Here is a 12,880-nt window from a genome sequence, read left to right as displayed (position 1 = left end):
CGAAGCTGGCCCCTACAGCAGGTCGCGCAGCTTGTAGTACCACATGCCGAGTACCAGCGCGGGAGTCCTGAACAGCGCCCCGCCCGGGAAGCGGTGATGCCGGATACGGGTAAACACATCGAATCTCGACGCATCGCCGCTCATCGCCTCGGCAATCAGCTTGCCGGCCATGCCGGCAAACGACAGCCCGTGGCCGGAGAACCCCTGCGCATAGTAGAGGTTGGTGCCGATGCGGCCCAGGTCGGGCGCCCGGTTCATGGTGATATCGACGAAGCCGCCCCAGGAATAATCGATATTCAGGTCCGCCGTCTGCGGGAAGACCTGCAGCATACGCGCGCGGATGCGCTGCACCAGGTTTCCCGGCGGGCGCGCGCTGAAGGTCTCGCCGGCGCCGAACAGCAGGCGGTTGTCGGCACTGAGACGGAAATAGTCGACGATCAGGTTGTTGTCGGATACCGCGACCCGGCTGGGCATCAGTGCAGCGGCACGTTGCGCGTCCATCGGCTCGGTCGCGATCATGTACGTCCCCACCGGCATGATGCGCGCGGCAATCTCCGGCGCGAGGTGGTCGCCGAACTCGCCCAGGTAGACGTTGCCCGCCAGCACCACCTGCCGGCACCGCACTTCGCCCTCGGCTGTCTTCACCACCGGCGCCTGGTCGCGCTCGACGCGATAGGCGGCCGAATTCTCGAACACCTCGACACCCTGCCGCCGCGCCGCGTCGCCCAGCCCCAGGCAGTACTTCAGCGGATGCAGGTGGCCCGAGTGCGGGTCATACGCCCCGGCGACGAAGCGGTCGCTGGCGACGTGGCGGCCCAGGTGCGGACGTTCGACCCATTCGAGCGGATAGTCATAGCGCTCGCGCATATGGCGCACCCAGCGGCGCAGGCCGTCGACCTTGTGCGCCCTCGGCGCCAGCGTCATGTAGCCGCGCACGTGGTCGCAGGCGATGCCGTAGGTGGCGATGCGCTGCTCCAGCAGGCGCATGCCCTCGACCGATGCATTCCAGGCCGCCTGCGCGACCTCGGCCGGGCACTGGCGCTCGATCGCGCCCTCCCCCTCGGCGCCGAAGCCCACGATGGCCTGGCCGCCATTGCGCCCGGAAGCGCCCCAGCCGATCCGGTGCGCCTCGAGCAGCGCCACATGAAAGCCGCGCGCGGCCAGTTCGAGCGCGCAGGACAGGCCGGCGTAGCCGCCGCCCACCACGCACACCTCCGCATCCGTGCGTCCCTGCAATGGCTGGCTCGGCGCCGGCCGCGCGACGCTCGCCTCGTAGTACGAGTTCTCGATGACGCCCAGTTCTTTTTGCAGCAGCCCCGACATCGCCTTCGGCTCCGGTTGCGCCTGGCCTGCGCCTATGGCACGCGCACGTTGACGAACTGCCAGGGGTCTTCGTCGCCCGCTTCCGGATACAGCTGCGAGTGCTGCGCCAGCGGCGTCCAGTCGCCATAGACGCCGACCAGCTCGCCCAGGTAGGGCCGCGCGATGCGCAGCACGGTTTCGTAATCCAGGTCATCGGGCTCGACCACGCCCGCGCGCGGATGCTCCAGCGCCCAGACCACGCCGCCCAGGATGCCGGCAACCACTTGCAGGCTGGTGGCGGTGTTGTGTTCCACCAGCTGCCGGGCCTGGTCCGTGGCCAGCCTGGAGCCGTACCAGTAGGCGCCGCGCGCATTGCCCATCAGCAAGACCCCGAGCTCGTCCCTGCCGGCGACGATGTCGTCGCGCAGGATGCGCTGGTGGTCCTGCTTGCGCCCGCCGTTGCCCATCAGTTCGTCGATCGACAGCAGCGCGTCGTCGCAAGGATGGTAGGCGTAGTGCACCGTCGGCCGGTAAACGACTTCGCCGTTGTCGCGCAGGGTCAGGTGATCGGCAATCGAGATCGATTCGCCGTGCGTGATCAGAAAGCCGTGGTAGGGGCCGCCCAGCGGGGTCCAGCTGCGCACGCGCGTGCCGAATCCCGGCCGCGTCAGGTACACCGCCGCATCCGAGCCGAACCCGTGCCGCCGCGCGTCCGCCGGCCAGTGCCGCTCGTGCGTGCCCCAGCCCAGTTCCGCCGGCTGCAGCCCTTCCTCGATGAAGGCGTCGACCGACCACGTATTGATGAACTCGTTGGCAACCTTGCGCCGGTCGCCCACCTGCGTGTCCTGCTCGGCGATGTGGATGGCGCGGATATCGAGCTGGCGGGCCAGTGCCGCCCAGTCCTCGAAGCTTGCCGGCCGCTCATGGTCGACGTCGTTGTCCGCAGCGATATTGATCAGCGCCTGCTTGACCAGTGCCGACACCAGGCCGGGGTTGGCGCCCTGCGTCAGGATCGCGGTGGGGCCGTCGCGCTTGTCGAGGCGGAACGCCAGCACGCCTTCGCGCAGGGCATAGTTGCTGCGGCGTGACAGCGGCGCGTCCGGGTCCGTGGCCGCGCCTGCCCACGGCTCGATCGAGGTATCCAGGTACAGCGCTCCGTGCTCCCAGCAATAGCGCACCAGCGCCTCGCTCGAGACATTGACCGACAGGTTCAGCAGGAAGTCGCCCTCGCCGACGAGGTCCTGCAGCACCTGCTTGTGGTTCTCTTCGGTCAGCGCCTTGATCACCACGCGGACGCCATGACCCTGCGCGACCGAAAGATCGTTGCCAGCCGGACAGATCACGGTGATCTGCCCCGGCGTGATGTCGAGATGGCGCAGCAGCACCGGCAACACGGAACGCGCGATGCTGCCGAAACCAACGATCAGCATGCGGCCGTCCAAGCGGCCGAATTTCTTGAAAGTGGTTGCCGGCGCGTCCATCGCGTGCTCCCGAGATACCGCTGCCGCGGAGATGACTTTTATTTCTCATAAGCAATCCGCATGCCGGTCGCCGGTGGTTGCGCCATGCGCAGCGATATGCCGCTGCCTGTTGCCGCGCACACCGACCGATGTGGCCTCAGGTAACTATTGCCGCCTAACACCGGCAAACGTTGCAACGGTGTGCGCAGCAGCATGCGCGCCGGGCTGGAACGCCCCTTGCGGCTACCGTGCTTCCAACGCAAGGAGACGACGATGAAAGCTCGGACATGGATGATGGCATGGCTTGCCTGCACGGCGCTGGCGAGCGGTGCGGCCCTGGCGCAGGGCGCCGGCGGTGCTGGCGGTGGCTCAGGCGGGAGCTCCGGCGGCGGCAGCGCCGGCACGGGGCCGTCAGGGACGCCGGGCACGCCGGGCAGCCCGGGCACGCCCGGCACCGGCACCAGCATGACCGACGGCGGCGGCAAGGCCGCCAGCGGCGACACGCACGGCAGCTCGCGCTCGTCGGCCGGCAAGCGGCATGGCACCGATGCCGGGGCCGGCCGCGCGGCGGGGGCCTCGGGCGTGGCCGCGCCCTCCGGCTCGACCGGTTCGCCGTCCGTGACCGGCTCGGGAACCACGCGTAGCGGCGGGCTGGACGCGCCCAGCACGGGCACCGGCGGTACCGGCACTACCGGACCGTCGGGCGGCGCGCCCGGAACCGGCATGGGGCGCTGAGCGTGCTGACTGAGCGTGCTAACTGAGCGTGCTCGCTGAGCGTGCTGACTGAGCGCGGACAGCAGCACGGGCGCGAGGCCCGCCGGCTAGAACGGCGCCGCGAACGTCAGCCGCACGCCCTGCTGCAGCCCGCCCATGCCGACCATCACGTTGTAGTCGAGCCCAAACGTCATCGCGCGCGTGCGCAGCTTGCCGCCCAGCCCCAGTTGCAGGCGGTCGCGCCCGTATGGCGCGTTGACCACCGTGTAGGCGGGGCCGGTGCCGGCAAGGTCAGCATAGGCCAGCCCGGCCGCACTCTGGCCGCTGAAATCATGCTGGTACTCCAGGCGCGCGTACGGCAGGAACAGGCCCCAGCGCGTCGCGGTGGCGTACTCCGTGCGCAGCCCGAGGGTGCCGGACACCGTGGTCACGGTCTGGCCAAAATACTTCAGCGCGCTGAAGCCAGCGCCGGTCTCGGTGAACGGGTCGAGCGTACTGTCGGACACCGACAGCCGTCCGTACGGCGAGACCAGCCAGGCTTCGCTCCGATACTCGTATCCCGCCGACAGCGAGGCAAAGACCTGGTGGCCATCGCGCTTGCCGTAGGCGAATGCGCTTTCGTCGCCCACCCAGCGGCGCGAATCGAAACTGAGCGAGCCGTAGCCAGCGACGCCGTCGATAAACAACGACGGCTGCGGCCGGTAGCTGCCGTACAGCGCGGCGCTGAAACTGTCCGCGGTGCTGCGCGTGCCGGCCGAACCCACGTCGGTACTGTCGCGGCCATAGCCGAAGCCGATGCCGAGCGTGAGCTGGTCGGAGAAGCGATAGTCGACCCCGGCGGTCACGCCACCCGTGGTGAAGCGGAAGCCCGAGCGTTGCGTCCCCGCGTTGGCGAAGCCGAAGTCGACGGTGCCCGCGGTCCAGAACGCCAGGCGCGCGTCGTCGGTGTCGTCCGCGCCAACCGCGTCAGCGCCGCTGCCGGGGTCCGCGCCGCCGGGAAGGTCCGGGGCGTTGCCGGCGCCAGCGCCGGCCTCGGCGGTCGCGCGCGCGGCACGGGAGTTGGTCGCGGGGTCGGGCCCGCGTCCGCGCTGGCCTGTCGAGGCCGTGCCGCGCAGGCAGGCATCGCGCGCGGCGAAGCCTTCGACCGCCTGGCAGCGTTCCGGATCGGCTTGGGCGCGCGGCATCACCACCGAGATCTGGTTGCCTGACGGCGCCCTGCCCTTGCCGTGCAGCGCCTCAAGGCGCTGGTTGTAGTTGGCGATCTGCGCGGTGGCAAAGCGCCGGGCCGCCTGGATCTGGGCGTTGACCAGCCCCACCACGTCAGGGTCGGTGGACGGGTCCCGGCGCGCCGCCACGGCCACGTGGATCAGCGCCGGCGACGACGTCGCCACGGAATTGCTGAGCGTATAGCTCACCACTGCCGTACCAGCGAAAGCGGCCGCGGGCACGAAGTTGACGGTGTAGGCGGCGGCGGGCTGCCTGCCGTCGGCGGCCGGCGTCTTCGGCGCGGCGCTGGCGACGGTGGCGGTGCCGGCATCGGCGGGCACCACCGAGACGATCGCGGCGCCGGTAAACGGTCCCCCGCTGGCGCCCTCGGTCACGTCGATGTCGACGGGGCGGCCCGCCAGCGTCGACACCTGCTTCTGCGCCACCGGCACCGGCACCGCATTGACCGTCACGGTTACCGGCACCGGCGCAGAGGTCCCCGCGCTGTTGACCAGCGCATACGTGAAGGTGATTGGGCCCGACGCGGTCGGCACCGGCGTATAGACGATGTCCAGTCCGTTCACCACGGCGCTGCCGCTGCTTGGTGGCGTGACGATGCTGACGCCGGAGAAAGGCCCGTTGGCGGCGTTGGCGGCGGCATGGATCGTCACCGGCGCATTCGACGGCGTGGTCACCGCCACCGGCGGCGCCGAGGGCATGCCCTGTCCCGTCGCCAACGTATAGACGCGGCTGATGCTGTAGGGTGCGCCGGTGCCGGTGCTGCTGTCGGTCACGCGCACCGTGAAGGTATGCGTGCCGGCCGCCGACGGCGTACCGCCCAGCACACCGGTGGACGGGTTCAACGACAGCCCTGACGGCAGGGTTCCGGCCGCCACGGCAAAGGTGTAAGGCGCGGTGCCGCCGCCCGCCGTAAACGCCTGGCTGTATGCCACCCCTGCCACCGGCGCCGGCAGCGACGCGGGCGACAGGCTCAGCGCGGGCGCGCTGACGGTCAGCGTGTAGGCCTGGCTGCCGGTAAAGGGGCCGGTGCCGGTGCTGCTGTCGGTGGCGCTCACGGTGAAGTTGTGCGTGCCGCCGCCCGTCGGCGTGCCCGACAGCACGCCGCCGGTCGACAGCGACATGCCGGCGGGCAAGGTGCCCGCCGTGATCGCGAACGTGTACGGCGCCGTGCCGCTGCTGGCCGTGAAGGCCTGGCTGTACGCCGCGGCGACGGTGGCCTGCGGCAGCGTGGCCGGCTGGATGGCAATGGTCGGCGCACCGATCGCGACGCTGTACGCGCGGCTTCCCGTAAAGCCCAGGCTGTCGGTCGCGCGGATCGCGAAGTTGTAGTTGCCCCCGGCCACCGTGGTGCCGGCAATGGCGCCGGTACTGCCATTGAGCGTCAGCCCGGGCGGCAAGGCGCCCGCGACCACGCTGTACGTGTAGGGCGCGGTGCCGCCGCTCGCGCTCACGCTCTGGCTATACGCGATGCCCAGCGCGGGATTGGCCAGCGTGGCCGGTGTCAGCGTGACCGTCGGCGCCGCGATGGTCAGCGCATAGGCGCCGGCCACACTGTACGGCCCCGTCCCGCCGCTGCTGTCGTTTGCCTGGATCGTGAAGGACACGGTCCCCGCCGTGGCCGGCGTACCCGACAACACGCCCGTCGCGGTGTTGAACGCCATCCCTGCCGGCATGGTGCCGCTATTGACCGTGATCGCGTAGGTATAGGGTGCGGTACCTCCGCTCGCGACGAAGGCCTGGCTGAACGGCGTGCCGGCCGCCGCGCTAAGCGGCCCCGGCGCCGGCGACAGGCTCATCGCCGCGCCGCCCACCACCATCGACAGCGTGCCGCTGGTGACGCTGAAAGGCCCCGTTCCCGTGCTGCTGTCCGTGGCCCGCACCGTGAAGTTGAAGGTGCCGCCCGCGATGGGCGTCCCCGCAAGCACACCCGCACTCGACAGCGCCATGCCGGGCGGCAGCGCGCCCGACGCCACCGCATAGGTGTACGGCCCGGTTCCGCCCGTGGCCGCCGCCAGCGACTGGCTGTAGGCGCCGCCCACCGAGCCCGGCGGCGGCGATGCCGGCGCGTAGATCAGGTTCGGGTTCGCCACCGTGATCGTCACGGTGGCGGGGGCGGACGTGCCGGAGGCGTTGGTGGCGGTATAGGTGAAGCTGTCCGGTCCCGCGTAGGACGAGGTCGGCGTATAGGTGATCGAGGTACCGGTGGCGATCGCCGTGCCGTGGCCGGGCGGCGACGCCACGCTGACGCTGGAGGCCGTGCCGCCGGTGAGGTTCAGCGTGATGGGGTTGCCCGCGCTGCCATACGCCACCGTGGCGCTGACGTTATTGGCCACCGGGGGCGCCGAGACATAGGTGAAGCGGTCGGCGGCGCTGATGGCGCTGGTGCCGGCGGCCGTGGTCACGGTCACGTCGACGGTGCCGGCCGTGCCAAGGGGCGCCGTGGCGCTCAGCGAGGTGGCGCTGTTGACCACGAACGATGCGGCCGCGGCACCGAACCGGACCGCGGTCACGCTGACGAAGTTGGTGCCGGTAACGGTCACGGCGGTGCCGCCGCTGGCCGGGCCGGAGGAAGGCGTCACCCCGGTCACCGTCGGCGGGCCGGCCGTTACGTTGAAGTGCACCGTGCCGGCGGGCGACCAGGTCGCGCCGTCGTCGCTGGTATAGAAGACTGCGGTGTCGATGCCGACGAAACCGGCGAGCGGCGTGTAGACAAAGCCGTTTTCGTTCTGGCCGTTCGGCAGGTTGCCGTTGTAGACGTACACCGTGCCGCTCTGGGTTGTTGGGGTGGCCAGCGTCGAGGCGCCCGAGTTGCCATTGCCAATGGCGTCGTAGGCAATGCCGAACTGGTTCGGATCGCACGCGGTATAGTCCGCCGCGGTAAAGGCATAGACCTTCTGCTGGTTGGACGTTGCGGCGATGTTCAGCGTGCACGAGACCGCAAAGGCCGGCGCGGGATACCCCAGCAGCAAACCCAGCCACAGCGCCACCAGTAGCGACCACAGCCGGCAACGCCAGCCCTGCCAACTGCGATGGACGCGTGCGACGGCCCCCGCCGTCTGCCCGGCACGCTCAGCGCCGGCGCAACCCCTGGCTTGTCTTGACACCCGATTTCTCCCGACACCCGCGGCTTGCGGCGGGTTGCCATTGCCGTCGTCGAGCGCGGCGCGCCAAGGCTTGGCCGGGCGCGGCTCGGGACGGGCGTTGTTATTTTTGTTGACTTTCCGCTGGCATCGCCAACACTTCGGTCTGTCTGTGAATTGCGCGGGATGGTTGCGGAACGGGCCGCGGTACTGAAGCGGCCCGGTGCAGAAAATACGTCAAATCGATCAATACGTAATTGATCAAATTTGATACCAGATATCAAATTTAATTAAATCAGTATCGGTGCGACGCCGTCGGCAGGCAGGCGCCGCGTCTTTTGGGGTGTTGTTCAACCGGGGAGGCAGATCTTGGACCAGTATCTGGGGGAAATCCGGCTGTGCGCGTTCGCGTTTGCGCCAAAAGGATGGGCGTTGTGCAACGGCGCCTTGTTGTCCATCGCGCAGAACCAGGCGTTGTTCAGCCTGCTCGGCACACAATACGGCGGCAACGGCACCACCAATTTCGCCTTGCCCGACCTGCGCGGCCGCACGCCGCTGCACCGCGATCCCGACGGCATCGCACAGGGCCAGATGGCCGGGGTCGAGGCGGTCACGCTGACCACCGCGCAGGTGCCAGCCCACACCCATCCGTTCAACGTCTCTTCCAGCCCGGCGACGGCGCTGAACGTCGGCGTGTCGCAAGACCGCGTGCTGGCGGCCAGCAACCTGTACAACCCCAACGATCCGTCGGTCTCCGGCCCCGGTGAACTGCTGTACGGCACGCCCGACTCGCTCACGCCATGGCTGGACGAAGCCTGCGGCAGCACCGGCGGCGGGCAGCCGCACGACAACATGCAGCCGTCGCTGGTGCTGAACTACATCATTTCGCTGGCCGGCATCTATCCGAGCCGGGGTTGAGGAGACATCATGGCGCAACCGTTCGTGGGCGAGATCCGCATGTTTGCCGGCAACTTTGCACCGGCGGGATGGCAATTCTGCGCTGGCCAGACGCTCAGCATCGCCCAGTACGAGATGCTGTTCTCGCTGCTGGGTACTATCTACGGCGGCGACGGCACCACCACCTTCAGGCTGCCCGACCTGCGTGGCAACCTGCCGCTGGGCCAGGGTGCGGGGCCGGGACTGAGCGAACGCACCATCGGCCAGGCCTTCGGCAGCCCGAACATAACGCTGCTGCCGGGCCAGATCCCCGGGCACACCCATTCGATCCAGGCCACCAACACCATGGCCTCGACGGTGACGCCGGGACCGGGCGTACTGCCGGGCACCACGCCGTCGCCCAACGCGTTCTACGACGCCGGCACCGCCAACCCGCCGGGCAAGAACGCCTTTGCAGCCGGCACGCTCGGCATGAGCGGCGGCACGCAGCCGCACAGCAACCAGATGCCGACGCTGTCGCTGAACTACATCATCGCCACGGATGGCATCTATCCGTCGCAAAGCTGAGCACCGGGCGCAAGCCAACCTGGACCACGGAGGCCATATGTCAGACCAGTACCTGGGAGAAATCCGCATCTTCGGCTGCGCCTACCCGCCGGCCGGCTGGGCCGCGTGCGACGGCCAGCTGCTGGCGATCCAGCAGAACACGGCGCTGTTCTCGCTGCTCGGCACCCAGTACGGCGGCAACGGCACCACCAACTTCGCCCTGCCCGACCTGCGCGGCCGCGCGGTGACCGGGCCGGTCGACAACCAGCCGGGCAATCCGCAGGGCGCGGCCACGGTCACGCTCACCGCGGCGGAAATGCCCGCCCACAACCACGCGGTATACGGCGACACCGCGCGCGCGGTGTCGACCGAGGCCAATGCCAGGCTGCCCGCCCGCTTCATGCTGCCCAACAACCAGAGCTGCATCCCCGTCAACGCGTCGCCGGCCCCTGCCATGACGACGTTGTCGCCGCAGGCCGTGGGGGCGTCCGGCGCGAGCCAGCCGCACGAGAACATGCAGCCCTATACGGCGCTGATGTACTGCATCGCGCTGACCGGCGAGTATCCGCCACGTGAGTAGGCCAGCGATGCCCGCCGTGGACGTGCCAGCCATCGACGTGCCCGGCATCGCGCTGCGGCCGGTCGCCGGCACTGACGAAGCCTTCCTGGCACGCCTGTACGCCTCCGGCCGGGACGCGGAAATGCACCGCACCGGCTGGAGCGAGGCGCAGCGCGCCTGCTTCCTCGCCATGCAGTTCAACGCCCAGCAGCGCGCCTACCAGGCCTACCCGGATGCCGAGTTCCTGCTGTTGCTGCGTCACGGCGAGGCCATCGGGCGCCTCTACCTGCAGCACAACGCCGGCTCGCTACACGTGATCGACCTGTCCCTGCTGCCCGAACACCAGAACCAGGGCATCGGCGGCGGCGTGCTGGCGGCGGTGCTGGCGCTGGCCGCGAGCGCACGCAAGATTGTGGACCTGCACGTGGAACGGCACAACCGCGCGCAGGCCTTGTACGTTCGGCACGGGTTCCGGACGGTGCAGGACAACGGCATCTATCGACGGATGGTCTGGGACGGTCCACGCTCCGTTGCCGAAAGGCCCGCGCAGGCCTGAGTTAAACGCCGCTTACTGCCGGCGGCCCTCATCCCGCGCTGCCCGCCCTGCCCGCTCGCCCTAATCCCGATGAGTAATGGCGAGCGGCATGGCGCGATCCTATATTGCCCCAGCAGCATGCATGTCCGGCGCAACGCGCAACGCAAAGCGACATTGCTGCACGGAGCGCGGGCCACAGCAATTACTCAGCCGCCAGCCGCGCTTCGGTTCCGCATCCCCATCAATAAGGCGGCACATTGTTGCAGGGGTGAATGCCGTTCCCGTTGCTTCATGACCGATTCAAGATCCGAGGGGTAACACCATGAACGCTCCAACCGTCAGTGCATTCGATTTCTCGTCGCCCGGCGCCGTGCAGTTCAATGCCGGGGCGCCAGCCATCATCCTGGAGGCCAGCACCGTGCACGTGCTGGCCTGGATCTACGTGGACAGCGCGGGGCTGCCCGCCGACCAGAAGGTGTTTTCGCTCAGTCAATCGCTGATCCTGGGCGTGGGCACCGGCGATGGCGCCGTGCCGATGCTCTATCCGGAGGTGTGGGACAACGCCGGCAACCGCTACACCTTCCAGGCCGGGCAAATCCCGACCGACCAGTGGAGCCTGGTGGAAATGATCTGGACCCAGGGCCAGAGCCTGGTGGGACTGGTCAACGGGGTGCAAGTGCAATCGGTGCCGGTGTCAGGCAATCCGCTGCAGCCACCGGTGGCCGACGGCACCAGCTATGTGGGCGCGTTCTGGGACAGCTACTCGTATCCGTTCTGCGGCATGGTGCAGTCGGTGCTGCTGACCAACGGCGCCGACCAGACCGCCACCCAGGGCTTTGCGCTGCAGCCTTCGGGCGCGATCAGCAACTGGGGACCGAGCGCCCCGGTGTTCATCGGCGGCGCCAGCACCGTAACGCTCGACACGCCGCCGGCAACGCCCTACGGCGCGGCGGACCAACCTCCCGCGCCGAGCTACGTCGGCGAGCAAATGCCGGCCACGGTCGCTGCCACCACGCCGTTCGCCATGCTGGTGCCGGGCACGGACAGCAGCACCTACACCATCCTCAGCATCAGCCAGGCGTGGCAGCAGCTGGTGGAGTTGACCGGACAGCCCGGCCTGGACACCGGCTACGAGGTCGACGTGACCACCGGCGTCAGCATCACCGACAGCGAAACCCAAACCCTTGGCGTCAGCCTGGGGCTGGAATCGGGTTTCGACATCGGCGTGTTCAGCGCCAAGGTCAACCTGACGCTGTCCTATTCGGTGTCGTTCACCGAGGAGTTGTCGATCAGCGAAGCCACCACGATCGCGAAGAAATTTGAAATCGACAAGCCCGACGTGACCACGACCGGAGTCTGGTGGCAAGCCGTGCCGACCCTCACCACGTTCCAGGTGGTCGACAACATGAACACGGTCGGCGCCAGCGTGCAGGATCCGCTGCCGGAGATCGCCGCCACGGTCTATCCGCCGCAAAGCCAGCGCACGCTGAAGACCGGGACCAGCCCGCTGGCCGGCAAGGCGAGCGCGGCGCGCCCGTCGCTCAGGCCGTAGCGGTCCGGCCAGCCACGGCCAGCGCCACGCTCAGGCGGCTGCCCCTTGCGCGGGAGCGGCCGCATGCAGTGTCCACAGCGGCGGCCATTGCGAGATCGGCGGCACGGCATGCGCGATCGCCACCACGCCATGCCGGCCGCCCGCGCCGATCTTGTCGTAGATCACGCGCGCATGCACCTTCACGGTGTCGACGCTGACGCCGAGGATGGCCGCGATGTCCTCGTTCGACTTTCCTTGCGCCAGCCATCCGCACACCTCGAGCTGGCGCGGCGTCAGCGTCGGGAATGCCAGCCGCAGGCGTTCGGCCGGCCCCAGCCTGGCGACGGTGCGCTGCTGCGCCTGGCGATAGCAGCGCAGCAAGTGCGGGCGCAGCGCCTGCAGGCGGTCGCGGTCGCCGTCGCTGAACGGCGGGCTGCCGCTGACGCGAAAGCTCGCCACGGTGACCGCATAGCCCTCGTGCTGGAACACGATCGCGAGCAGCCGCCGCGCATTCGACGGCAGCAAGGCTTCCCGCGCCATCGGCAGCGCCATGAACTCGTCATCGCTGAAGAAATCGGATTCGCGCAAGGCGCGTTCGCCATAGAACGCCGGATCGTACTGCCAGAACGGATGGCTGTGCTGGTGCCTGGCAAAGGCCTGCATGCCACGCGCTCGCGCGGTGGGGTCGTCGTCCACCGAGACCAGCGCGCGGCACTCCTGGCTGCGACGGTGAAATTCGGCATAGCAGACGACGTCGCCATCGGTGAGCCTGGCCACGCTGGGGAACAGCACCTCCGGCAGCTTCAGCAGGTCGGGCTCGTGCTCGTACAGGGAAATCACTTCATCCCGGAATGCCTGCAGCTTCTTGTCCTCGGATGTCAGGACGGTCGGTGTGGGGCGCATGCTTGCCTTTCGCCTGGGGCACAAGGGTAACGACAAGAATGATGAAAATGCCAGACCGTCGGATTGTAGCGTGCCGCACGCGGAGGCGACATGCAGCGGCGCCATACGATTGAGCCGCCCACCGCA

10 protein-coding genes are annotated in these 12,880 nt (G+C 68.9%); 6 read left to right on the top strand and 4 right to left on the bottom strand.

From position 1 onward, the window contains the following. Positions 1-12: 12 nt before the first annotated feature. On the bottom strand, positions 13-1,323 hold the full coding sequence (locus MKD50_RS08540; RefSeq protein ID WP_252666864.1) for an NAD(P)/FAD-dependent oxidoreductase: 1,311 nt from the start codon (positions 1,321-1,323) through the stop codon (positions 13-15). Between the two features lie 32 nt (positions 1,324-1,355). Further along, positions 1,356-2,783, bottom strand: coding sequence for a homospermidine synthase (locus tag MKD50_RS08535; protein WP_252666863.1), 1,428 nt, complete (start codon positions 2,781-2,783; stop codon positions 1,356-1,358). Between the two features lie 252 nt (positions 2,784-3,035). Here MKD50_RS08535 and MKD50_RS08530 point away from each other — a divergent pair, with 252 nt between their 5' ends. After that, positions 3,036-3,497 (top strand): hypothetical protein, encoded by a 462-nt coding sequence (locus MKD50_RS08530; RefSeq protein ID WP_240987549.1) that lies wholly within the window; start codon positions 3,036-3,038, stop codon positions 3,495-3,497. 86 nt (positions 3,498-3,583) lie between these two features. On the opposite strand, the gene MKD50_RS08525 is transcribed toward MKD50_RS08530, so the two are convergent. Continuing rightward, complete coding sequence (locus tag MKD50_RS08525; protein WP_501993629.1) at positions 3,584-7,690, bottom strand: putative Ig domain-containing protein; 4,107 nt, start codon at positions 7,688-7,690, stop codon at positions 3,584-3,586. Positions 7,691-8,152: 462 nt separating this feature from the next. On the opposite strand from MKD50_RS08525, the gene MKD50_RS08520 reads away from it, so the two are divergent. The 5 genes from MKD50_RS08520 to MKD50_RS08500 all read left to right on the top strand — a co-directional run bounded on the left by MKD50_RS08520 (position 8,153) and on the right by MKD50_RS08500 (position 11,872). Next, entirely contained in the window at positions 8,153-8,701 is a 549-nt protein-coding gene (locus MKD50_RS08520) for a phage tail protein (RefSeq protein WP_252666862.1), read from the top strand. A 9-nt stretch (positions 8,702-8,710) separates the two neighbouring features. Then, the gene (locus MKD50_RS08515) at positions 8,711-9,247 is read left to right on the top strand and encodes a phage tail protein (protein ID WP_115703218.1); all 537 of its coding nucleotides are present in this window, start codon (positions 8,711-8,713) and stop codon (positions 9,245-9,247) included. Positions 9,248-9,284: 37 nt separating this feature from the next. Continuing rightward, on the top strand, positions 9,285-9,806 hold the full coding sequence (locus MKD50_RS08510; protein ID WP_252666861.1) for a phage tail protein: 522 nt from the start codon (positions 9,285-9,287) through the stop codon (positions 9,804-9,806). Between the two features lie 7 nt (positions 9,807-9,813). Continuing rightward, positions 9,814-10,341, top strand: coding sequence for a GNAT family N-acetyltransferase (locus tag MKD50_RS08505; protein WP_256503675.1), 528 nt, complete (start codon positions 9,814-9,816; stop codon positions 10,339-10,341). A 301-nt stretch (positions 10,342-10,642) separates the two neighbouring features. Beyond that, positions 10,643-11,872 (top strand): hypothetical protein, encoded by a 1,230-nt coding sequence (locus MKD50_RS08500; RefSeq protein WP_240074596.1) that lies wholly within the window; start codon positions 10,643-10,645, stop codon positions 11,870-11,872. A 30-nt stretch (positions 11,873-11,902) separates the two neighbouring features. Here MKD50_RS08500 and MKD50_RS08495 read toward each other — a convergent pair whose 3' ends face one another. Continuing rightward, a complete protein-coding gene (locus MKD50_RS08495; protein ID WP_240074597.1) occupies positions 11,903-12,754 on the bottom strand; it encodes a helix-turn-helix transcriptional regulator in 852 nt (283 codons plus the stop codon). Positions 12,755-12,880 lie beyond the last annotated feature (126 nt).

Origin of the sequence: Cupriavidus mimosae, from assembly GCF_023952485.1 — a bacterium.
GTDB lineage: Bacteria > Pseudomonadota > Gammaproteobacteria > Burkholderiales > Burkholderiaceae > Cupriavidus > Cupriavidus taiwanensis_C.
Note: the sequence above shows the minus strand (reverse complement) of the source record. Positions and strands in the feature narration are given on the sequence as shown.